The organism is Thermus sp. H19.2 (assembly GCF_054979525.1).
In genome coordinates this window covers 533,350-555,110 of the sequence record NZ_CM143429.1, presented here as the reverse complement: position 1 = coordinate 555,110, position 21,761 = coordinate 533,350, and the positions used below count along the sequence as shown (strand labels likewise).

The window sequence follows — 21,761 nt, the reverse complement described above, 5'->3', positions numbered from 1 at the left end:
AGACCCATGCGGCGCCTTCTCGCAGGCCTTTGGCTTCTCGGCCTCGCCCTCGCCCAGGGCCTCGTCCTGCCCTTTGAGGGGCCCAAGGGGTATAGCCTCGCCCAGGCCTTCGCCCAAGGGCTAAAAGCCCCACCCCCCACCCTCCTCGCCCTCCTCCTCCCCGACCTCCCCTGGCGGGGAAGCTACGAGCTCGCCGGGGGGCTCTACACCAAGGCAGGGGCCCGGCTCGCCCGGGCGGCCACGGGGGCGGACTGGGTGCTCCTCGGTAGGGAGGAGAAGGGGGGCCTCAGGCTCGTCCTCGCCCGGGAAGACGGCTCCGAGGAGCGGCTCTTCAAGACCCCGGAGCTCGCCTGGCTCTGGCTCCAGGGCAAGGGGCTGGCCCCGAGGCTCTCCCCCCTCCCCACCCCCGGCCTCCCGGAGGAAAGGCTTCGCGCCCTGGCCCAGGGGGAAGACCCCGACCCCCTGCACCGATCGGCCCTGGACCTGAAGGAAGGCCGGGGAAGCGGGCTTCTTGAGGGGCTCCTCCCCCAGAAGCTCCTCCTCCTCTGGCAGGGGAAGCTTCCCCGGGCCTACGAGGCCTTCCGCCTCCTCGCCGAGGGAAAAAGGGAGGAGGCCCTGGCCTTGGCGGGAGCCATGGAGGAAGGGGACGTGGTGGAAAGGACCGCCGCCCACCTCCTCTTCCGGGCCCTGGAGGACGAGCGCTGGAAGGCCTCGGCGAGGAGGCTGGCGGAGGCCTTCCCCGAGCTTCCCCTGGCCTGGGAGGAGGTGAGCTTCGCCGCCTTCCAGGAAGGCAAGGGGGAGGAGGCCAAGGAGGCCCTCCTCAAGGCCCTCGCCCTCCGCCCCGACCACTGGCTCTACTGGACCAACCTGGGCTGGGCCTACTACCTCACCGGGGACCTCCCCCGGGCCATCCAGGCCTCGGAGAGGGCGGTGCGCCTGAGCCCCAACGCCACCGCCTACTACAACCTGGGCCTCTTCAAGGCCATCTACGGGGAGTTCCTCGGGGCCAAGGCCGCCTACGACCGGGCGCTCAGGCTGGACGAGGGCGAGGACTTCCGGGAAGCCCTGAAGGACCTGGAAGGGAGGAAAGAACCCCTCACCCTCTTCTTCCGGGCCTACCTCTCCGAGCGGGCGGGGCTCGCCGCAAAGGAGCTTTACCGAGCCTTCCTGCAGGGCTACCCGGGGCACCCCGCCGCCTTCGCCGCCCGGAGGGCCCTGGCCCGCCTCGAGGCCCCTCAGGTGCGCCTCCAGGTCCTGAGGCTCACCCTTATCCCCGAAGGCCAAGACGCCCGGCCCTTCCGCAAGGGGGAAGCGGTCTTCCCCGTGGTGCGCCTGGAGGGCACCCCCTACCTGGGCAGGGAGGCCCTGGAAACCCTCCTGTGGCGGGAAGGGAACCTGGTGGCCCAGGAGTCCAAGCCCCTGGGCTTTCCCCCCCTCACGGCGGCCCTGGAGGAGGTGGCCCCCGCCGTGACCCTGCCGGAGGAGGGCAGGTACACCCTCGAGGTGCGCTACGGGAAGGCCCAGGCCCTCCTTCCCCTGGAGGTGGGCCCGGAAAGCCTCGCCCGCAGGCTCTACGCCCTGGGCCTGGAGGCGCGGGATCTTTCGGGAAACCCCCTCCTCACCCCCAAGGAGGCCTTGGGGATGGACGGGGAGCGCCTCCTCCTGGAAAGGACCCTGGAGGCCCTGAAGGAGGCCGCCCCCCTGGCCACCGCCCCCCGCCTGACCACCCCCCTGGACAAAGGGCCTTACCCTGGGAAAAGCGTCCAGGAGCTTCTGAGGGACCCGCCCCCAGACCTCGTCCGGGCCTTCTACCTGGCGGTTCTGGAAACCCCCGAGCTCCTCGCGGAGAACGACGTGGTGAACGCCTTCGTAGAGTGGCTCCTCGGCCCGTAACGGGGTAACGCCTCCGTAACGCCCCCAAGCGCTTACACTAACCCTGGTCTCATTAGACCGGATGGGAGGCAGATTCGCATGGGTATTTCTCGGTATTGGCATTGGAGCGCGTGGATTTTGGTGGCGGTGCTGGGAGCTTGTTCCAGCCCCCAGGGCGTTAAACCCAACATGGTGGTCCCAGGCCCCCGGGACGACGCCGGGGGCGACCCGGCCCAGGCCTGTGGAGAGGTGGCCAAGGCCCCTATGGGTTCCTACGGAGGCCTGATGGTCTGGAACACCGCCGACACCCTCTTCGTGCGGCTTTCCGGCAACTCCCCCTATCAGCTCACGGAAAGCCACGCCTACGCAGGCACCACCGCCCCGGGAGGCTTCTGGACCTTCCCTGCTCAAGCGGTGCACGACCCTTACGTGGACAGCTTTACCTACGCCTTTTCCCTGACCGACCTAGGCGCCAACCCTGGGGACACCCTGCAGGTGGCCGGCCACGCCTTTCTCTTAACCCCCAGCTACAGCTTCGCCGAGGTCCAGGGCCAGCTGGAGTACAAGGTGCAGCCCTGCAAGAACGCCCCACCCCCGCCCGGGAAGGACATCGTGGTCTTCAACGACATCAACCCCTTTGACAACACCGGCATGAGCAACCCCAACAACCAGCTCATGGCCCGCAACCTGGTGAGCTACGCCACCTCGGGCCCCAGGGGCGCGGGCACCAAGGTGCTCTTTGACCGGGGACGCAACTCCACCTGCGGCGGGACCGGGGAGTGTAGCGACAGCAGCCTGAGCACCTTCCGGGGAACGATCCAGGGGGAGGGCTTCACCATCGAGGAGCTGAACTCCACCCAGGGTTCCATCACCGCCTTAGCCCCTGAGGTCAAGGTGGTCTTCCTCTGGAACCCGCGCCAGACCTTCACCAACGCCGAAATCAACGTCTTTAAGCAGTTCGCCGATGAAGGGGGGCGCGTGGTCTTCGTGGGCGAGTGGCAGGGCTACTACGACGCCATCACCTTGGAAAACGACTTCCTGGGCAAGATGGGAGCGGTGATGACCAACACCGGCCAGGCGGTGGACTGCGGCTACAACACGCTGCCCCAGGCCTCCCTGCGGCCCCATCAGATCACCCAGGGCATGACCAACGTGACCATCGCCTGCTCCTCGGTGCTGGTGCCCGGGCCCAACGACTATCCTCTCTACTACGACTCCACCAACAGCAAGGTCCTCTCGGCGGTGGCCACCATAGACACCACCCCCCTGCCTCTCAACTACACAGGGCCCCAGCGGGTGGTCGTCGCCCCTCAGAGCCTGGTCCCCCTCCTGAACCCCCGCTCTTCCACGGGCTACTAGGGAAGAAGCCTAGGCCTCCCGCCCCAGGGCGGGAGGCCTTCTGGTGGAGCCGACGGGACTCGAACCCGTGACCTCCTGAGTGCGATTCAGGCGCGCTCCCAACTGCGCCACGGCCCCACGCGCCCCTTAGGGTAGCAAGGGGCCCGGGCCTTGTCTAGTCCCCTTCCTTAAGGCGCACCTCCACCCGGCCCTTCTTGTCCTTGACCGAGAGGGTGGCCTTGGCCTTGCCCTTGCGGTACTCCGCCTTCCACTCGTTCTTTTTCACCTCGTACTTCACCCGCACCCAGCCCCGGCGGCGGAGGTCCTCGTCATGGTAGCGGAAGATGGCTTCCGGCCGGGAGTAGCTGTAGACCACCACCATCCCCTGGGGCTCGGCCACCCGCTCCACCACCACCGCCTGGGGGAAAAGGTCAAAGGCCAAGGTGGCGGTGAGGCGAACCTCGAGGGCCCAGGCCAGGGCCAAAAAGGGCAGCAACCAGAGCCAGCGCTTCATGTTCCCAGTTTCCCTTCCTTGGGGGGCTTTAGGGTGAGAAAAGGCTAAAGTAAACTTGGACCTATGGACGAAGTCTGGCGCAAGCTAGCCGAACCCTTCCCCAAAGGGGAGGTGCAGTGGCGCATAGAGGCCCTTTCCCGGGACAAACGGCGCGCCCTCGTGGTCCCCTACGTGGACGCCCGCACTGTACTGGACCGGCTGGACAAGGTGGTGGGCCCCGAGGGCTGGCACGACGCCTACGAGGTGCTGGCCGATGCGGAAAGGACGGTGAAGGACGAGCGAGGAGAGCGCCGCGAGCGGGTGGTGGAGGTGAGGTGCCGCCTCACCGTCCTCGAGGTCACCAAGGAGGACGTGGGGGAAGGGGACTCCCTGAAGGCCGCCTTCTCCGATGCCCTAAAGCGGGCGGCGGTGAAGTTCGGCGTGGGGCGGTACCTCTACCGCCTGGAGAAGCAGTGGGTGGACTACGACCCCGAGAAGGGCCGCTTCACCCCCCCAAGCCTCCCCGAAGGCGAGGGGGAGGGCCTCCCCGAAACCGCCCCGGAAGAGGAAAAGCCCGAGGCCTACCGCCTCATCGATCAGCTTTTGGAAAGGCTGAAGGAAAAGGGCCTGGGGAAAGAGGCGGCCCGGATCATCACCAAGTACGGCGGCTACGGCAAGACCCCCGAGGAAACCCGGAGCCTTTACGGGGAGCTTCGGAAGCTCCTCAAGGGATGAGGGTCATCGCGGTTGGGGACCTCCACGGCAACTTCCCCGCCCTTTGGCGCCTCCTCAAGGCCGAGGGGCTGGCCGACGCCCACCTCCGCCCCACGGCGGCCCTGCGGACGGGGGAGGTGCACCTGGTCCTCCTGGGCGACCTGGTCCACCCCAAGACCCTCCGGGACTACGAGCGCCTCACCGGGCTTTCCCCCTACGACCCCGAAGACCCCACCCACCTCCGCCTGGCCGCCGGGGCCCAGATCCGCGAGCTATTCCGCCTGAAAGGGTTCCAGGAGGAAGCGGAAGGCCACGTGACCATTCTCCTGGGCAACCACGACGAGGCTGCGCTAAAAGGAGACCCCATCCTGGGCAACCGCCACCTCCAGCACCTGGAGTTCCACCCCGAGCGGGGGGGCAAGCCCCTGCCCGAGGGGCTGAAGCGCTGGATGGCCTCCTTCCCCCGGGAACTGGTGCTAGAGGGGGTGCACTTCGCCCACGTGGGCCCCGTGCCCTGGCTCCAGGAGTACGACGATCTCTTCTACGCCCAGAGCGAGCCCAAGACCTGGTGGTTCCGCACCCCCGACTACGTGGAGCGCATGGGCTACCGCTTTGGGGTGTACGGGCACGTGCCCATGAAGGAGGGCGTGCTCCTCAAGGAGCGGTTCGCCCTGATCGACGCCCTGGACCTGGGGGAATACCTGGAGCTTGTCCCAGAAGAAGAGCCCCTCGTCCCCCGGGTGAAGCGCCTTTATGACTAACCCCCTCACCTCCCCCAAGGCGGTGCGGGAACTCCTGGCCCGCCACGGCCTCTTTGCCGACAAGCGCTTCGGCCAGAACTTCCTGGTCTCGGAGGCCCACCTCCGCCGCATCGTGGAGGCGGCCCGGCCCCTCGCTGGCCCGGTCTTCGAAGTGGGGCCGGGCCTGGGCGTCCTCACCCGGGCCCTGGCCCAGGCCGGGGCGGAGGTCACGGCCATAGAAAAGGATCTGCGCCTGAAGCCCCTTCTGGAGGAGACCCTGGCGGGCCTCCCCGTGCGCCTCGTCTTCCAGGACGCCCTCTTCTACCCTTGGGAGGAGGTGCCGGAGGGAAGCCTCCTGGTGGCCAACCTGCCCTACCGCATCGCCACCCCCCTGGTCACCAGGCTCCTCAAGACCGGGCGCTTCGCCCGCCTGGTCTTCCTGGTGCAGAAGGAGGTGGCCGAGCGCATGACCGCCAGGCCCAAGACCCCGGCCTACGGCCTCCTCTCCCTCCGGGTGGCCCACCACGCCCAGGCGGAGAGGCTTTTCGACCTTCCCCCGGGGGCCTTCTTCCCCCCGCCCAAGGTGTGGAGCAGCCTGGTGCGCCTCACCCCTAGGGGGGTTCCCGACGACCCCAACCTTTTCGCCCTCATAGAGGCCGCCTTCTCCAAGCGGCGCAAGACCCTCTTAAACGCCCTCACCGCCGCGGGCTACCCCAGGGAAAGGGTGGCGGAGGCCCTGGCGGCCCTGGACCTTCCCCAGGAGGTGCGGGCCGAGGAGCTGGACCTCGAGGGCTTCCGCCGCCTGCGGGAAGCCCTTATACCACCCCATGCTGGCCCCGGTAAAAAAGACCCGTAGGGCCCTTGTTCGCCAAAGGGGTATTGCCTACACCGGGGTGTAGGGGCGCCTTTCCCATAAGAAAGCGGGTTACACCAATAGCCCCCCCTCACGGTGTAGCCCTACCCCTTTGTCCCGGGGATGGGGTAGTAAGATGGGCAGGAACCTGGGCGGGTCCTTGGGGGTTTAGGGGACCCCGCTCGTGAAGAGAGGCACGAAAGGAGGGTACCTTGGCGCCCATAGCGGAGTACGTGAACATCCTGATCTACCTGGGGGTGGCCCTCTTCATCGGGGTGGCCGCCTTGGCGGTGGGGGCCGTCCTGGGCCCCAAGAAGCCGGGACGGGCCAAGCTCATGCCCTACGAGTCGGGGAACGACCCCGCCGGGGAGGTGAAGCGCTTTCCCGTCCACTTCTACGTGGTGGCCATGCTCTTCATCCTCTTCGACGTGGAGGTGGCCTTCCTCTGGCCCTACGCGGTGAGCGCAGGGGGGCTTGGCCTCTATGGGTTCTGGGGAGCCTTGGGCTTCACCCTGCTCCTCTTCGTGGGCTTCCTCTACGAGTGGTGGAAGGGGGTGATGCGGTGGCACTGAAGGACTTCTTTGAGCGGGACGTTCAGGAGCTGGAAAGGGAGGGGATCCTCTTCACCACCCTGGAGAAGCTCGTGGCCTGGGGCCGGAGCAACTCCCTGTGGCCTGCCACCTTCGGCCTCGCCTGCTGCGCCATCGAGATGATGGCCTCCACCGACGCCCGCAACGACCTCGCCCGCTTCGGCAGCGAGGTCTTCCGGGCAAGCCCCCGCCAGGCGGACGTGATGATCGTGGCCGGGAGGCTCTCCAAGAAGATGGCCCCGGTGATGCGCCGGGTCTGGGAGCAGATGCCCGACCCCAAGTGGGTGATCTCCATGGGGGCCTGCGCCAGCTCGGGCGGGATGTTCAACAACTACGCCATCGTGCAGAACGTGGACTCGGTGGTGCCCGTGGACGTCTACGTCCCCGGCTGCCCCCCGAGGCCCGAGGCCCTGATCTATGCGGTGATGCAGCTCCAGAAGAAGGTACGGGGCCAGGCCTACGACGAAAGCGGCCGCAAGCTTCCGCCTGTGGCCGCCTGGAAGCGCGCGAGGGGGTGAGGCATGCGGCTTGAGCGCGTCTTGGAGGAGGCCCGGGCCAAGGGCTACCCCGTGGAGGACAACGGCCTCGGCAACCTCTGGGTGGTCCTGCCCCGCGAGGCCTTCAAAGGGGAGATGGCCCGGTACAAGGAGATGGGCTTCAACTACCTGGCGGACATCGTGGGCATAGACTACCTGGAATACCCCGACCCCCGCCCCGAGCGCTTCGCCGTGGTCTACGAGCTCGTCTCCCTGCCGGGGTGGAAGGACGGGGATGGGAGCCGCTTCTTCGTCCGGGTCTACGTGCCGGAGAAGGACCCCAGGCTGCCCACGGTGACCGACCTCTGGGGGAGCGCCAACTTCCTGGAAAGGGAGGTCTACGACATGTTCGGCATCGTCTTTGAGGGGCACCCCGACCTGCGCAAGATCCTCACCCCGGAGGACCTCGAGGGCCACCCCTTGCGCAAGGACTTCCCCCTGGGGGAAACCCCCACCCTCTTCCGCGAGGGGCGCTTCATCGTGCCGAGCGAGTTCCGGGCGGCCATCACCGGCAAGAACCCCGGCCTCACCCTCTACAAGGGGGGTAGCCGCAAGGGCTACCGGTCCCTTTGGGCCGACCTGACCAAGGCCAAGGAGGTCAAATGAAGGACTACCTGGACCCGGTGGAAACCCTGGAGGAGCCCAAAGAGCTCCGCACCGAGGTCATGACCCTGAACGTGGGCCCGCAGCACCCCTCCACCCACGGGGTCTTGCGGGTGGTGGTGACGCTCTCGGGCGAGGAGGTCTTGGACCTCGTCCCCCACATCGGCTACCTCCACACGGGCTTTGAGAAGAACATGGAGAACCGGACGTATACGCAGGTCATCACGTATACGCCCCGGATGGACTACCTCCACTCCTTTGCCCACGACCTGGCCTACGCCCTGGCGGTGGAGAAGCTGGTGGGGGCGGTGGTCCCCCCTCGGGCCCAGACCATCCGCATCATCCTCAACGAGCTTTCCCGCCTGGCGAGCCACTTGGTCTTCCTGGGCACGGGCCTTTTGGACCTCGGGGCCCTCACCCCCTTCTTCTACGCCTTCCGCGAGCGGGAAACCATCCTGGACCTCTTTGAGTGGGTCACGGGCCAACGCTTCCACCACAACTACATCCGCATCGGCGGGGTCAAGGAGGACCTGCCCGAGGAGTTCGTCCCCGAGCTCAAGAAGTTCCTGGAGGTCATGCCCCACCGCATTGACGAGTACGAGGCCCTCTTCGCCGAAAGCCCCATCTTCTACGAAAGGGCGCGGGGCGTGGGGGTGATCCCCCCCGAGGTGGCCATCAACCTGGGCCTCACCGGGGGCTCCTTGCGGGCGAGCGGGGTGAACTACGACGTGCGGAAGGCCTACCCCTACGCCGGGTACGAGACCTACCAGTTTGACGTGCCCCTGGGCGAGCATGGGGACGTGTTTGACCGGATGATCATCCGCATCCGGGAGATGCGGGAGTCGGTGAAGATCATCCGGCAGGCCCTGGAGCGCCTCGAGCCCGGGCCCGTCCGCGACCCCAACCCCCAGATCACCCCACCCCCCCGCCACCTCCTGGAAACCTCCATGGAGGCGGTCATCTACCACTTCAAGCACTACACCGAAGGCTTCCACCCCCCCAAGGGCGAGGTGTACGTCCCCACGGAGTCGGCCCGGGGGGAGCTCGGCTACTACATCGTTTCCGACGGCGGAAGCATGCCCTACCGGGTGAAGGTGCGGGCCCCCAGCTTTGTCAACCTGCAAAGCCTGCCCTACGCCTCCAAAGGCGAGCAGGTGCCGGACCTGGTGGCCATCATCGCCAGCCTGGACCCGGTCATGGGCGACGTGGACCGCTAAGGAGGGAAGATGGGCTTCTTTGACGACAAGCAGGACTTCCTGGAGGAAACCTTCGCCAAGTACCCGCCCGAGGGGCGGCGGGCGGCCATCATGCCCCTTTTAAGGCGGGTGCAGCAGGAGGAGGGCTGGATCCGCCCCGAACGGGTAGAGGAGATCGCCCGCCTGGTGGGCACCACCCCCACGGAGGTCATGGGGGTGGCGAGCTTCTACTCCTACTACCAGTTCGTGCCCACCGGCAGATACCACCTCCAGGTCTGCGCCACCTTAAGCTGCAAGCTCGCCGGGGCGGACGAGCTTTGGGACTACCTCACCGAGACCTTGGGCATCGGCCCCGGGGAGGTGACCCCGGACGGGCTTTTCAGCGTGCAGAAGGTGGAGTGCCTGGGAAGCTGCCACACCGCCCCCGTGATCCAGGTGAACGACGAGCCCTACGTGGAGTGCGTGACCCGGGCGAGGCTTGAGGCCCTCCTCGCAGGCCTTAGGGCGGGGAAGCGGCTTGAGGAGATTGAGCTTCCCGGCAAGTGCGGCCACCACGTGCACGAGGTGGAGGTATGACCGGACCCATCGTCTCCGGACTGGACCCCAGGTTTGAAAGAACCCTCTACGCCCACGTGGGAAAGGAGGGGTCCTGGACCCTGGACTACTACCTCCGGCACGGGGGGTACGAGACGGCGAAGCGGGTCCTCAAGGAGAAGACCCCGGACGAGGTCATCGAGGAGGTGAAGCGCTCGGGGCTACGGGGCCGGGGCGGGGCGGGCTTCCCCACGGGGCTCAAGTGGAGCTTCATGCCCAAGGACGGGAAGCAGCACTACCTCATCTGCAACGCCGACGAGTCCGAGCCCGGGAGCTTCAAAGACCGCTACATCCTGGAGGACGTCCCCCACCTCCTCTTGGAGGGCATGATCCTCGCGGGGTACGCCATCGGGGCCACGGTGGGGTACATCTACGTCCGCGGGGAGTACCGCAGGGCGGCGGACCGTTTGGAGGCCGCCATCAAGGAGGCCCGGGCCCGGGGCTACCTGGGGAAGAACCTCTTCGGCACGGACTTCTCCTTTGACCTCCACGTCCACCGGGGGGCCGGGGCCTACATCTGCGGGGAGGAGACCGCCCTCATGAACTCCCTGGAGGGCCTCAGGGCCAACCCCCGCCTCAAGCCCCCCTTCCCCGCCCAGTCGGGCCTCTGGGGCAAGCCCACCACCATCAACAACGTGGAGACCCTGGCCTCCGTGGTGCCCATCCTGGAACGGGGTGCCGACTGGTTCGCCAGCATGGGCACGGAGGGGTCCAAGGGGATGAAGCTCTACCAGGTCTCGGGGCCGGTGAAGCGCCCCGGGGTGTACGAGCTCCCCATGGGCACCACCTTCCGCGAGCTCATCTACGAGTGGGCGGGCGGGCCTTTGGAACCCATCCAGGCCATCATCCCCGGGGGGTCCTCCACCCCGCCTTTGCCCTTCACCGAGGAGGTCCTGGACACCCCCATGAGCTACGAGCACCTCCAGGCCCAGGGCTCCATGCTGGGGACGGGGGGCGTGATCCTCATCCCCGAGCGGGTGAGCATGGTGGACGCCATGTGGAACGTCACCCGCTTCTACGCCCACGAGTCCTGCGGCAAGTGCACCCCTTGCCGCGAGGGCGTGGCGGGGTTCATGGTGAACCTCTTCGCCAAGATCGGCACCGGCCAGGGGGAGGAAAAGGACGTGGAGAACCTGGAGGCCCTCCTCCCCCTCATCGAAGGCCGGAGCTTCTGCCCCTTGGCGGACGCGGCGGTGTGGCCGGTGAAGGGCTCGTTGAAGCACTTCAAGGACCAGTACCTGGCCCTGGCGCGGGAGAAACGCCCCGTGCCCAGGCCTTCCCTTTGGAGGTGACATGGTAAGGGTCAAGGTGAACGACCGCACGGTGGAGGTGCCCCCGGGGACGAGCGTCATGGACGCGGTCTTCCACGCGGGGTACGACGTTCCCCTCTTTTGCTCGGAAAAGCACCTCTCCCCCATCGGGGCCTGCCGCATGTGCCTGGTCAGGATCGGCCTCCCCAAAAAAGGCCCCGACGGGAAGCCTCTCCTCAACGAAAGGGGCGAGCCCGAGATCCAGTGGCAACCCAAGCTCGCCGCAAGCTGCGTCACCGCCGTGGCGGACGGGATGGTGGTGGACACCCTCTCGGACGCCGTGCGGGAGGCCCAGGCGGGGATGGTGGAGTTCACCCTCCTCAACCACCCCCTGGACTGCCCCACCTGCGACAAGGGCGGGGCCTGCGAGCTCCAGGACCGCACCGTGGAGTACGGGCTCTACGAGAAGTACTACCAGAAGGATCCCCTTTCCTTGCCCGTCTACACCCGCTTTGAGTTCACCCGCCGCCACGTGGACAAGCACCACCCCCTCTCTCCCTTCGTCATCCTGGACCGGGAACGGTGCATCCACTGCAAGCGGTGCGTGCGCTACTTTGAGGAGGTCCCCGGGGACGAGGTCCTGGACTTCATTGAGCGGGGGGTGCACACCTTCATCGGCACCCTGGACTTCGGCCTCCCCTCGGGCTTCTCCGGAAACATCACCGACATCTGCCCGGTGGGAGCCCTTCTGGACCTCACCGCCCGCTTCCGCGCCCGGAACTGGGAGATGGAGGAGACCCCCACCCATTGCGCCCTCTGCCCCGTGGGGTGCGGGATCACCGCCGACACCCGTAGCGGCGAGCTTCTCAGGGTGCGGGCCCGTGAGGTCCCCGAGGTCAACGAGATCTGGCTTTGCGACGCGGGCCGCTTCGGGCACGAGTGGGCGGACCAGGACCGCCTCAAGACCCCCTTAGTGCGGAAAGAGGGGAGGCTCGTGGAGGCCACCTGGGAGGAAGCCTTCCAGGCCCTGAAGGAGGGGCTTAAGGAGGCGAGGGGCGAGGAGGTGGGGCTTTACCTGGCCCACGACGCCACCCTCGAGGAGGGCCTCATGGCCTCCGAGCTCGCCAAGGCCCTCAAGACCCCCCACCTGGACTTCCAGGGCCGCACCGCCGCCCCGGCGAGCCTCTTCCCGGCGGCCACCCTGGAGGACCTCCTCCAGGCGGACTTCGCCCTGGTCCTCGGCGACCCCACGGAGGAGGCCCCCATCCTCCACCTGAGGCTTTCCGAGTTCGTGCGGGGCCTCAAGCCCCCCCACCGCTATAACCACGGCACCCCCTTCGCCGACCTGCAGATCAAGGAAAGGATGCCCCGCCGCACGGACAAGATGGCCCTCTTCGCCCCCTACCGCGCCCCCCTCATGCGGTGGGCCGCCCTCCACGAGGTCCACAGGCCCGGGGAGGAGCGGGAGCTCCTCCTCGCCCTCCTGGGGGAGAAGGAAGGGAGCGAGGCGGCGCGCAAGGCCAAGGAGGCCTGGGAGAAGGCGCAAAGCCCGGTGCTCCTCCTCGGGGCCTCGGTTCTCCAGGACACCGTGGCCGCGGAAAGGGCCCGGCTTCTCGCCGAGCGCAAGGGGGCCAAGGTCCTCGCCATGACCCCGGCGGCCAACGCCCGGGGCCTCGAGGCCATGGGGGTCTGGCCGGGGGAGAAGGGGGCCTCCTGGGACGAGCCCGGAGCGCTTTACGCTTACTACGGCTTCGTGCCCCCGGAAGAGGCCCTAAAGGGCAAGCGCTTCGTGGCCCTGCACCTAAGCCACCTCCACCCCCTGGCGGAGCGCTACGCCCACGTGGTCTTCCCCGCCCCCACCTTCTACGAGAAGCGGGGGCACCTCGTGAACCTGGAGGGCCGGGTCCTCGCCCTTTCCCCGGCCCCCGTGGAAAACGGGGAGGCGGAGGGCGCCCTCCAGGTCCTGGCCCTCCTGGCCGAGGCCCTGGGGGTGAAGCCCCCCTTCCGCCTCCACCTCGAGGCCGAGCGGGAGCTTAGGTCCCGCAAGGCGCCGGAGGCCATGGGCCTCCTTTCCTTCCGTACCCGGGCCCTGAGACCCAGGCCCCAAGGGGGCGGGCTCTACCTCCGGCCCAGCATGTGGAAGGCCCACCAGGCCGTGGGCAAGGCCCAAGAGGCGGCAAGCCCCGAGCTTTGGGCCCACCCGGAGACCGCCAGGTCCGAGGCCCTCCCCGAGGGGGCCCGGGTGGAGGTGGAAACCCCCTTGGGCCGGGTGAAGGCCCGGGTGGTCCACCGGGAGGACCTCCCCAAGGGGTTCCTCTACCTCTCGGGCCTGGGGGCCGCCGCCGGGCGCCTCTTGGAAGGCCGGGTTCTGGTTCCCGCAGGAGGTGAAGCGTGAACTACCCCCTGGACCCCTATTGGATGGTGGCCTTGAAGGCCTTTCTGGTGGTGGTGGGCCTCCTCACCGCCTTCGCCTTCATGACCCTAGTGGAGCGCAGGCTCCTCGCCCGCTTCCAGGTGCGCATGGGGCCCAACCGGGTGGGGCCTTGGGGCCTCTTCCAGCCCATCGCCGACGCCATCAAGAGCATCTTCAAGGAAGACCTGGTGGTGGAGCGGGCCGACAAGACCCTCTTCGTGCTGGCCCCCCTCATCGGCGTGGTCTTCGCCCTTCTGGCCTTCGGGGCCATCCCCTTCGGCCCGCCGGGAAGCTTCTTCGGCTACCAACCTTGGGTGCTGAACCTGGACCTGGGCCTCCTCTACCTCTTCGCCGTGAGCGAGATGGCCATCTACGGCATCTTCCTGGCAGGCTGGGCCTCGGGAAGCAAGTACAGCCTCCTAGGGTCCCTTCGCTCCTCGGCGAGCCTCATCTCCTACGAGCTTGGCCTCGGCATCGCCCTCCTCTCCCCGGTGCTCCTGGTGGGGAGCCTCAACCTGAACGACATCGTGAACTGGCAGAAGGAAAACGGCTGGCTCTTCCTCTACGCCTTCCCCGCCTTCCTGATCTACGCCATCGCCGCCCTGGCCGAGGCCGCCCGCACCCCCTTTGACCTCCCCGAGGCGGAGCAGGAGCTGGTGGGGGGCTACCACACCGAGTACAGCTCCATCAAGTGGGCCCTCTTCCAGATGACCGAGTACATCCACTTCATCACCGCCAGCGCCCTCATCCCCACCCTCTTCCTGGGGGGCTGGACCATGCCCGTCCTCGAGGTCCCCTACCTCTGGATGTTCCTCAAAATCGCCTTCTTCCTCTTCCTCTTCATCTGGATCCGGGCCACCTGGTTCCGGCTCCGCTACGACCAGCTCCTCCGCTTCGGCTGGGGCTTCCTCTTCCCGGTGGCCCTCCTCTGGTTCCTCGTCACCGCCCTCGTGGTGGCCCTGGACCTCCCCAGGACCTACCTCCTCTACCTCTCCGCCCTGAGCTTCCTGGGGCTTCTCGGAGCGGTCCTCTACTCCCCTAAGCCCGCCCGCAAAGGAGGTGGCGCATGACCCTCAAAGCCCTCGCCCAAAGCCTCGGCATCACCCTCAAGTACCTCTTCTCCAAGCCGGTGACCGTCCCCTACCCCGAGGCCCCCGTGGCCCTCAAGCCCCGCTTCCACGGGCGGCACGTCCTCACCCGGCACCCGAACGGCCTAGAGAAGTGCATCGGCTGCTCCCTCTGCGCCGCCGCCTGCCCCGCCTACGCCATCTACGTGGAGCCGGCGGAAAACGACCCGGAAAACCCGGTCTCCGCGGGGGAGCGGTACGCCAAGGTCTACGAGATCAACATGCTCCGGTGCATCTTCTGCGGCCTCTGCGAGGAGGCCTGCCCCACGGGGGCCATCGTCTTGGGGTACGACTTTGAGATGGCGGACTACCAGTACTCCGACCTCGTCTACGGCAAGGAGGACATGCTGGTGGACGTGGTGGGCACCAAGCCCCAGCGCCGGGAGGCCAAGATCACCGGCAAGGCGGTCAAGCCCGGCTACGTGGTGCCCTACGTCCGCCCCGAGCTGGAGGGCTTCCAAGCCCCCACGGAAAGGAGGAAGCCGTGAGCCTCCTAGAAGGCCTAGCGGTGGCCCTGCTCCTCGCAAGCGGGATGCTGGTGGTCACCCTTAGGAACGCCATCCACGCCGCCTTGGCCCTCATCCTGAACTTTCTGGTCCTCGCCGGGGTCTACATCGCCCTGGACGCCCGCTTCCTGGGCCTCATTCAGATCATCGTCTACGCCGGGGCCATCGTGGTCCTCTTCCTCTTCGTCATCATGCTCCTCTTCGCCGCCCAGGGGGAGGTGGGCTTTGACCCCCTGGTGCGCTCCAAGCCCCTGGCGGCCCTCCTCGCCTTAGGGGTGGCGGGGATGCTCCTTTCGGGGCTTTGGGGCCTGAACCTCGCCTTCACCCAGGACCTTAAGGGCGGGCTTCCCCAGGCCTTGGGGCCCCTCCTCTACGGGGATTGGCTTTTCGTGCTCCTGGCCGTGGGCTTCCTCCTCATGGCCGCCACGGTGGTGGCCGTGGCCCTGGTCCAGCCTTCCCGTCCCTTGGACGCCCTTCCCCGGGAAGGGCGGGAAAAGGAGGTGGCGCGGTGAGCTTCCTCTTGGCCTCCGCCCTCCTCTTCGCCCTCGGGGTCTACGGGGTCCTCACCCGGAGGACCGCCATCTTGGTCTTCCTCTCCATAGAGCTCATGCTCAACGCCGCCAACCTCTCCTTGGTGGGCTTCGCCCGGGCCTTTGGGCTCGAGGGCCAGGTGGCCGCCCTCGTGGTCATCGCCATCGCCGCCGCCGAGGTGGCCGTGGGCCTGGGGCTCATCGTGGCCATCTTCCGCCACCGGGAAAGCACCGCGGTGGACGACCTCTCCGAGCTTAGGGGGTGAACATGGCGCTCCTTTCCACCATCCTCCTGCCCCTCTTGGGCTTCGCCCTCCTGGGGCTTTTCGGCAAAAGGATGCGGGAACCCCTCCCCGGGGTCCTGGCCTCGGGGCTCGTCCTCGCCTCCTTCCTCCTGGGGGTGGGGCTTCTCCTCTCGGGCGGGGCCCGTTTTGAAGCGGAGTGGCTTCCCGGCATCCCCTTCAGCCTCCTTCTGGACAACCTCTCCGGCTTCATGCTCCTCATCGTCACCGGGGTGGGCTTCCTCATCCACGTCTACGCCATAGGCTACATGGGGGGGGACCCCGGCTACAGCCGCTTCTTCGCCTACTTCAACCTCTTCATCGCCATGATGCTCACCCTGGTCCTGGCCGACAGCTACCCGGTGATGTTCATCGGCTGGGAGGGGGTGGGCCTGGCGAGCTTCCTCCTCATCGGCTTCTGGTACAAGAACGCCCAGTACGCCGATAGCGCCCGCAAGGCCTTCATCGTGAACCGCATCGGCGACCTGGGCTTCATGCTGGGCATGGCCATCCTCTGGGCCCTCTACGGCACCCTCTCCATCGGCGAGCTCAAAGAGGCCCTGGAAGGCCCCCTGAAGAACCCCGGCCTCTTGGCCCTGGCGGGCTTCCTCCTCTTCCTGGGAGCGGTGGGGAAAAGCGCCCAGGTACCCCTCATGGTCTGGCTCCCCGACGCCATGGCCGGCCCCACCCCCGTCTCCGCCCTGATCCACGCGGCCACCATGGTGACGGCGGGGGTCTACCTCATCGCCCGGAGCTCCTTCCTCTACAGCGCCCTCCCCGACGTCTCCTACGCCATCGCCGTGATGGGGCTCCTCACCGCGGCCTACGGGGCCCTTTCCGCCTTCGGCCAAAACGATATCAAGAAGATCGTCGCCTACTCCACCATCAGCCAGCTCGGGTACATGTTCCTGGCGGCGGGGGTGGGAGCCTATTGGGCCGCCCTCTTCCACGTCTTCACCCACGCCTTCTTCAAGGCCCTCCTCTTCCTGGCCTCGGGGAGCGTGATCCACGCCCTGGGGGGCGAGCAGGACGTGCGCAAGATGGGGGGGCTCTGGAAGCACCTCCCCCAAACCCGCTACCACGCCCTCATCGGGGCCCTGGCCCTGGGGGGCCTCCCCCTGCTTTCCGGCTTCTGGTCCAAGGACGCCATCCTCGCCGCCACCCTCACCTACCCCTTCGGGGGGGTGGGGTTCTACGTGGGGGCGCTCCTGGTGGCGGCTCTCACGGCCATGTACGCCATGCGCTGGTTCGTTATGGTCTTCCTGGGGGAGGAGAGGGGCCACCACCACCCCCACGAGGCCCCGGCGGTGATGCTCTGGCCCAACCACCTCCTGGCCTTAGGGGCGGTCCTCGCCGGCTACCTGGCCCTGCCCCACCCCCTGCCCAACCTCCTGGAGCCTTTCCTGAAGCCGGCCTTGGCGGAGGTGGAAGCCCACCACCTCTCCCTGGGGGCGGAGTGGGGCCTCCTCGCCCTCTCGGCGGCGGTGGCGGTCTTTGGGCTCTGGTTCGGCTACACCTTCTTCCAAAGGAAAGCCCTTCCCGCCTGGTACCTGGCCTTTGAGGCCTGGAGCCGAGAGGGCTTTTACGTGGACCAGATCTACAACGCCCTCCTGGTCAACCCCTTGAAGGCCCTGGCCGAAGCCCTCTTCTACGGGGACCGGGGCCTCCTAAGCGGCTACCTCGGCCTGGGCGGGGCAGCGCGGAATCTAGGGCAGGGCCTCGCCCGCTTGCAGACCGGCTACCTCAGGCTTTACGCCCTGCTCTTCGTGCTGGGCGCGCTTCTGCTTCTGGGGGTGATGCGGTGGTAGTCCTGGCGGTCCTTCTACCGGTGGTCTTCGGGGCCCTGCTCCTCCTGGGCCTGCCCCGGGCCCTCGGGGTTTTGGGGGCGGGGCTCTCCTTCCTCCTCCACCTCTACCTCTTCCTCACCCACCCGGGCGGGGTGGCCCACGCCTTCCAGGCTCCCCTCCTCCCCGGGGCGGGGGTGTACTGGGCCTTCGGCCTGGACGGGCTTTCCGCCCTCTTCTTCCTCACCATCGCCCTCACCGTCTTCCTGGGGGCCCTGGTGGCGAGGGTGGAGGGGCGTTTCCTGGGCCTCGCCCTCCTCATGGAGGGGCTCCTCTTAGGCCTCTTCGCCGCTCAGGACCTGGTGGTCTTCTACCTCTTCTTTGAGGCCGCCCTGATCCCCGCCCTCCTCATGCTCCTCCTCCACGGGGGGGAAGGGCGCCTCCGGGCCCTTTACACCTTCCTTCTCTTCACCCTGGCCGGGAGCCTGCCCATGCTGGCGGCCATCCTGGCGGCGAAGGCCCTGGGGGGGAGCCCGAGCTTCCTCCTCCAAGACCTCCTGGCCCACCCCGTCCAGGGACCAGCCGCCTTCTGGGTGTTTTTGGGCTTCGCCCTGGCCTTCGCCATCAAAACGCCCCTCTTCCCCCTCCACGCCTGGCTCCCCCTCTTCCACCAGGAGAACCACCCCTCGGGCCTCGCCGACGCCCTCGGCACCCTCTACAAGGTGGGGGTCTTCGCCTTCTTCCGCTACGCCATCCCCCTGGCTCCCGAGGGCTTCGCCCAGGTCCAGGGCCTCCTCCTCTTCCTCGCCGCCCTCTCCGCCCTCTACGGGGCCTGGGTGGCCTTCGCCGCCAAGGACTTCAAGACCCTCCTGGCCTACGCCGGGGTTTCCCACATGGGGGTGGCGGCCTTAGGGGTCTTCTCGGGCACGCCGGAGGGGGCCTTAGGGGGCCTTTACCTCCTTGCGGCCAGCGGCGTCTACACCGGGGGGCTTTTCCTCCTTGCGGGAAGGCTCTACGAGCGGACGGGCACCCTGGAGATCGGGCGCTACCGCGGCCTGGCCCAGAGTGCCCCGGGCCTGGCCGCCCTCTCCCTTTTCCTCTTCCTCGCCATGGTGGGGCTTCCTGGGCTTTCCGGCTTCCCCGGGGAGTTTCTAACCCTCCTCGGGACCTACAAGGCCAGTCCCTGGCTCGCCGCTTTGGCCTTCCTCTCGGTGATCGCCTCCGCGGCCTACGCCCTCACCGCCTTCCAGAAGGCCTTCTGGGAAGCGGAGGTCCGGCCCGTGGAGGACCTGAAGGCCGGAGAGTGGGGCTTCGCCCTCCTCGTGGTGGCGGCCTTGATCCTCATGGGGGTTTTCCCCGGGTACTTCCTCCAGGGCCTTAGGCCCCTAGCGGAGGCCTTCGCCAAGATCCTCGGAGGTGGCGCATGACCCTCTTGGTCTTCGCCCTGTTCTCGGTGGCCCTCACCCTCCTGGGTTTCTTCGTGTCCGCGGCCCTCTTCAAGCGGCTCACCATCCTGGGCTTAAGCCTTGCCCTCCTCTCCCTCCTCGCCACCTGGGGGAGGCCCTTCGCCTTTGGGCCCTACCAGGTGGACGGCCTCTCCCAGACCTTCACCCTCCTGGCCCTCCTGGGGGCTTTGTGGACGGTGGGCCTGGTGCGAAGCGGGCGGTTTGAGTTTTACCTCCTGGTGCTCTATGCCGCCTTGGGGATGCACCTCCTGGCCTCCACCAGGAACCTCATCCTGATGCTGGTGGCCCTGGAGGCCCTCTCCCTCCCCCTCTACGCCCTGGCCACCTGGAGGAGGGGGCAGGGCCTCGAGGCCGCCCTCAAGTACTTCCTCCTGGGCGCCTTGGCCGCCGCCTTCTTCCTCTACGGGGCGGCTTTGCACTACGGGGCCACGGGAAGCCTCCTGGCGGGCACCCCCGGGGAGGGGCCCCTCTACACCCTGGCCCTGGGCCTCCTCCTGGTGGGACTGGGATTTAAGGTGGCCCTCGCCCCCTTCCACTTCTGGACCCCCGATGTCTACCAGGGAAGCCCCACCCCGGTGGTCCTCTTCATGGCCACCTCGGTGAAGGCCGCGGCCTTCGCCGCCCTTCTCCGGGTGGTGGCCCCCGGGGCCCCCGACGCCTTGGCCCTCCTCATCGCCCTTTCCGTGGTGGTGGGGAACCTGGCCGCCTTGGTCCAGAAGGAAACCAAAAGGCTTCTCGCCTACAGCTCCATCGCCCACGCCGGGTACATGGCCCTGGCCCTCTACACCGGGAACGCCCAGGCCCTGGGCTTCTACCTCCTCACCTACGTCCTGGCCACCGGCCTGGCCTTCGCCGTGCTCTCGGAGCTCTCCCCTGACCAGGTCCCCCTGGAGGCCCTCCGGGGGCTCTTCCACCGGGACCCCCTGCTGGGCCTGGCCCTCTTTCTGGCCGCCCTTTCCCTCCTGGGCCTCCCGCCCCTGGCGGGCTTCTGGGGCAAGTACCTGGTCTTCACCGAAGCCGCCAAGGCGGGGCAGTGGGGGCTTCTGGTCCTGGCCCTGGTCACCAGCGCGGTAAGCGCCTACTACTACCTGGCCCTGGGGCTTGCCGTCTTCGGGCGGGGAGAGGCCGAGGCCAGGCCCCACCCCCTGGCCCGGAGCGTGGCCCTCCTGGCGGCCTTGGTCCTCCTCCTTCTGGGCCTCTTGCCGGGAAGCGTTCTTCCCGCGTTGGCGGCGGGGCGGTAAGGCCACCCCATGCTGGCTTGCGCCAGCATGGGGGCCCGGCCAAAAAGGCCGGCAGGGCTTCCGTACCTGGGCTTGGGCGAAGGATTCACGCCAAAGGGGTATGACGGGCCGAAGGAAACAGTTTACAAGTGGGGGCCCTGTGGCCCCCCTTGCCCTTGGAGGGCACCGGGGCCTAAAGTGGAGGCAAGTCCATGGAAGATCCCCTGGCCCATCTCCCTAAGGCCCTTTTGCGCAGGGACCCCCTGGCCTACGTGCGCCTGGGGGCCCAGGGGTGGCGCCGGGAGCTCAGGGGAAGCTGGCTTCTCGGCGTGGCCAGCGGCTTCCTCTGGCCCGAGGCCCCGCCCCCCCGGGACCCCGAGGCCCTCTTCCGCCGCCTCGAGGGGGCCTGGCGGGAGGCGGAGGCGTACTTCCTGGAAACGGGTCTGGACTTTCCCCTCCTGGTGAGCGAGTGGGCCCGGGAGGCCCTCGAGCCCCTCCTGCACCGCAGGCGCCTTCCCCCCTACCCCTCCTTGCAAGGGGCCTTCGCCCAGGGCCTCGCCCTGGGGAGGAGGGTCCGCCAGGGGCTTCCCCAGGGCTAAGCACCCCACCGCGGCGAAAGCCGCGGTGGGGGCTCCGAGCCCTGGTGGCGTGAACCCTTCCAGGAGCCTTTTGTCGGAGCCCCCATGCTGGCCTGGGCCTGCACGGGGCGGTATTAGAGGATCCGCTTCCCGAGAAGGCTCAAGGCAAGCCCCACCATCATCTCCGCCGTGCGGTTCTTCTCGTCCAGGATGGGGTTCACCTCCACCAGGTCCAGGCTTCGCACCCGCCCCGACTGGGCCAGCACCTCCATGAGGAGGTGGGCCTCCCGGTAGGTGAGCCCCCCGGGCACCGGGGTGCCCACCCCCGGGGCCAGGGTGGGGTCCAGGACATCGGCGTCCAGGGAAACGTGCAGGGGAAGCCCCTCGAGGTAGGCCAGGGCCTCCTCGGCGATGCGGGCGATCCCCAGGCGGTCCACCTCGTGCATGGTGTACACCCGGACCCCCATCTCCATAAGGAGGCGCTTCTCCCCCGGATCCAGGCTCCGCACCCCGATCAGCACCACGTCTTCTGGGTTCACCGCCCGGAAGGCTTCGGTGAGCCGCGGGTGGCCCAGGCCGCAAAGCACCGCCAAGGGCATGCCGTGGATGTTGCCCGAGGGGCTGGTCTCGGGGGTGTTGAAGTCGGCGTGGGCGTCCACCCAGATGACCCCCGTCCGCCCCCTGGCCACCCCGGAGACCGAGCCCATGGAAAGGGAGTGGTCCCCCCCGAGGAGGATGGGGAACACCCCCTCGGGCAACGCCTTAAGCCGGTCTTGGAGCTCCTGGGCCGCTTGGCGGATCTCCTCCAGGTAGGGCCCCCTTTTTTCCCGCAGGGTCTCGGCCAGGGGAACCCGCACGTCCCCCAGGTCCTCCACGAAAAGCCCCAGGGCCTCCAGCCCCTCCAGAAGCCGGGCGTAGCGCAGGGCAGAAGGCCCCATGTCCACGCCGCGCCTTCCCGCCCCAAGGTCCATGGGTATGCCCAAGACGGCCACGCGCTCCATGGGCCTGAGGGTAGCAAAAAGCCCTATGCGTTGCTCGGGAAGTTTATGCCCTAGGAAAACGGGGGCCTCCGCGCTA

The 21,761-nt window shown here is 67.9% G+C and carries 22 protein-coding genes and 1 tRNA gene; 20 read left to right on the top strand and 3 right to left on the bottom strand.

The window, feature by feature from the left end; genetic code table 11:
• Window positions 1–6: 6 nt before the first annotated feature.
• Both ACY5J6_RS03140 and ACY5J6_RS03135 read left to right on the top strand, forming a co-directional pair.
• Window positions 7–1,893 carry a tetratricopeptide repeat protein gene (locus tag ACY5J6_RS03140; RefSeq protein WP_462845905.1) on the top strand — a complete coding sequence of 629 codons (1,887 nt, stop codon included), beginning with the start codon at window positions 7–9 and terminating at the stop codon, window positions 1,891–1,893.
• A gap of 168 nt (window positions 1,894–2,061) precedes the next feature.
• A complete protein-coding gene (locus ACY5J6_RS03135) occupies window positions 2,062–3,231 on the top strand; it encodes a motility-associated ABC transporter substrate-binding family protein (RefSeq protein ID WP_462845904.1) in 1,170 nt (389 codons plus the stop codon).
• Between the two features lie 41 nt (window positions 3,232–3,272).
• Here ACY5J6_RS03135 and ACY5J6_RS03130 read toward each other — a convergent pair.
• Window positions 3,273–3,348 (bottom strand) — tRNA-Ala (locus ACY5J6_RS03130).
• Window positions 3,349–3,385: 37 nt separating this feature from the next.
• The gene (locus ACY5J6_RS03125; protein ID WP_462845903.1) at window positions 3,386–3,724 is read right to left on the bottom strand and encodes a hypothetical protein; all 339 of its coding nucleotides are present in this window, start codon (window positions 3,722–3,724) and stop codon (window positions 3,386–3,388) included.
• A 63-nt stretch (window positions 3,725–3,787) separates the two neighbouring features.
• Here ACY5J6_RS03125 and ACY5J6_RS03120 point away from each other — a divergent pair, with 63 nt between their 5' ends.
• The 18 genes from ACY5J6_RS03120 (at window position 3,788) to ACY5J6_RS03035 (ending at window position 20,705) form a co-directional block, all read left to right on the top strand.
• The gene (locus ACY5J6_RS03120; RefSeq protein ID WP_462845902.1) at window positions 3,788–4,438 is read left to right on the top strand and encodes a Rad52/Rad22 family DNA repair protein; all 651 of its coding nucleotides are present in this window, start codon (window positions 3,788–3,790) and stop codon (window positions 4,436–4,438) included.
• Window positions 4,435–5,178 (top strand): metallophosphoesterase, encoded by a 744-nt coding sequence (locus tag ACY5J6_RS03115; RefSeq protein ID WP_462845901.1) that lies wholly within the window; start codon window positions 4,435–4,437, stop codon window positions 5,176–5,178. Before ACY5J6_RS03120 ends, ACY5J6_RS03115 begins: the two co-directional genes overlap by 4 nt.
• Entirely contained in the window at window positions 5,171–6,013 is an 843-nt protein-coding gene (rsmA, locus tag ACY5J6_RS03110) for a 16S rRNA (adenine(1518)-N(6)/adenine(1519)-N(6))-dimethyltransferase RsmA (protein ID WP_462845900.1), read from the top strand. Before ACY5J6_RS03115 ends, rsmA begins: the two co-directional genes overlap by 8 nt.
• A gap of 209 nt (window positions 6,014–6,222) precedes the next feature.
• Complete coding sequence (locus ACY5J6_RS03105) at window positions 6,223–6,582, top strand: NADH-quinone oxidoreductase subunit A (protein WP_462845899.1); 360 nt, start codon at window positions 6,223–6,225, stop codon at window positions 6,580–6,582.
• Window positions 6,573–7,118: a NuoB/complex I 20 kDa subunit family protein gene (locus ACY5J6_RS03100; RefSeq protein WP_462845898.1), complete on the top strand. Its 546-nt coding sequence runs from the start codon at window positions 6,573–6,575 to the stop codon at window positions 7,116–7,118. Before ACY5J6_RS03105 ends, ACY5J6_RS03100 begins: the two co-directional genes overlap by 10 nt.
• 3 nt (window positions 7,119–7,121) lie before the next feature.
• Complete coding sequence (locus ACY5J6_RS03095) at window positions 7,122–7,742, top strand: NADH-quinone oxidoreductase subunit C (RefSeq protein ID WP_462845897.1); 621 nt, start codon at window positions 7,122–7,124, stop codon at window positions 7,740–7,742.
• Window positions 7,739–8,956: an NADH dehydrogenase (quinone) subunit D gene (gene nuoD / locus ACY5J6_RS03090; protein ID WP_243092749.1), complete on the top strand. Its 1,218-nt coding sequence runs from the start codon at window positions 7,739–7,741 to the stop codon at window positions 8,954–8,956. The genes ACY5J6_RS03095 and nuoD overlap by 4 nt, the downstream gene beginning before the upstream one ends.
• Before the next feature lie 9 nt (window positions 8,957–8,965).
• Window positions 8,966–9,511: an NADH-quinone oxidoreductase subunit NuoE gene (nuoE, locus tag ACY5J6_RS03085; RefSeq protein ID WP_462845896.1), complete on the top strand. Its 546-nt coding sequence runs from the start codon at window positions 8,966–8,968 to the stop codon at window positions 9,509–9,511.
• The gene (nuoF, locus tag ACY5J6_RS03080; protein WP_462845895.1) at window positions 9,508–10,821 is read left to right on the top strand and encodes an NADH-quinone oxidoreductase subunit NuoF; all 1,314 of its coding nucleotides are present in this window, start codon (window positions 9,508–9,510) and stop codon (window positions 10,819–10,821) included. Before nuoE ends, nuoF begins: the two co-directional genes overlap by 4 nt.
• Window position 10,822: 1 nt before the next feature.
• Window positions 10,823–13,174, top strand: coding sequence for an NADH-quinone oxidoreductase subunit NuoG (gene nuoG / locus ACY5J6_RS03075; RefSeq protein WP_462845894.1), 2,352 nt, complete (start codon window positions 10,823–10,825; stop codon window positions 13,172–13,174).
• A gap of 23 nt (window positions 13,175–13,197) precedes the next feature.
• Window positions 13,198–14,262: an NADH-quinone oxidoreductase subunit NuoH gene (nuoH, locus tag ACY5J6_RS03070; RefSeq protein WP_462846485.1), complete on the top strand. Its 1,065-nt coding sequence runs from the start codon at window positions 13,198–13,200 to the stop codon at window positions 14,260–14,262.
• The gene (gene nuoI / locus ACY5J6_RS03065) at window positions 14,259–14,807 is read left to right on the top strand and encodes an NADH-quinone oxidoreductase subunit NuoI (protein ID WP_054637898.1); all 549 of its coding nucleotides are present in this window, start codon (window positions 14,259–14,261) and stop codon (window positions 14,805–14,807) included. Before nuoH ends, nuoI begins: the two co-directional genes overlap by 4 nt.
• The gene (locus ACY5J6_RS03060; protein WP_462845893.1) at window positions 14,804–15,337 is read left to right on the top strand and encodes an NADH-quinone oxidoreductase subunit J family protein; all 534 of its coding nucleotides are present in this window, start codon (window positions 14,804–14,806) and stop codon (window positions 15,335–15,337) included. Before nuoI ends, ACY5J6_RS03060 begins: the two co-directional genes overlap by 4 nt.
• Window positions 15,334–15,621 carry an NADH-quinone oxidoreductase subunit NuoK gene (gene nuoK, locus ACY5J6_RS03055; RefSeq protein WP_462845892.1) on the top strand — a complete coding sequence of 96 codons (288 nt, stop codon included), beginning with the start codon at window positions 15,334–15,336 and terminating at the stop codon, window positions 15,619–15,621. The genes ACY5J6_RS03060 and nuoK overlap by 4 nt, the downstream gene beginning before the upstream one ends.
• Window positions 15,622–15,623: 2 nt before the next feature.
• Window positions 15,624–17,444, top strand: coding sequence for an NADH-quinone oxidoreductase subunit L (nuoL, locus tag ACY5J6_RS03050; RefSeq protein WP_462845891.1), 1,821 nt, complete (start codon window positions 15,624–15,626; stop codon window positions 17,442–17,444).
• On the top strand, window positions 17,438–18,847 hold the full coding sequence (locus tag ACY5J6_RS03045; RefSeq protein ID WP_462845890.1) for a complex I subunit 4 family protein: 1,410 nt from the start codon (window positions 17,438–17,440) through the stop codon (window positions 18,845–18,847). Before nuoL ends, ACY5J6_RS03045 begins: the two co-directional genes overlap by 7 nt.
• A complete protein-coding gene (locus ACY5J6_RS03040; RefSeq protein WP_462845889.1) occupies window positions 18,844–20,127 on the top strand; it encodes an NADH-quinone oxidoreductase subunit N in 1,284 nt (427 codons plus the stop codon). The genes ACY5J6_RS03045 and ACY5J6_RS03040 overlap by 4 nt, the downstream gene beginning before the upstream one ends.
• Window positions 20,128–20,318: 191 nt before the next feature.
• Window positions 20,319–20,705, top strand: coding sequence for a hypothetical protein (locus ACY5J6_RS03035; protein WP_462845888.1), 387 nt, complete (start codon window positions 20,319–20,321; stop codon window positions 20,703–20,705).
• 113 nt (window positions 20,706–20,818) lie between these two features.
• Here ACY5J6_RS03035 and rocF read toward each other — a convergent pair whose 3' ends face one another.
• Window positions 20,819–21,685 (bottom strand): arginase, encoded by an 867-nt coding sequence (rocF, locus tag ACY5J6_RS03030; protein WP_462845887.1) that lies wholly within the window; start codon window positions 21,683–21,685, stop codon window positions 20,819–20,821.
• Window positions 21,686–21,761: the final 76 nt, after the last annotated feature.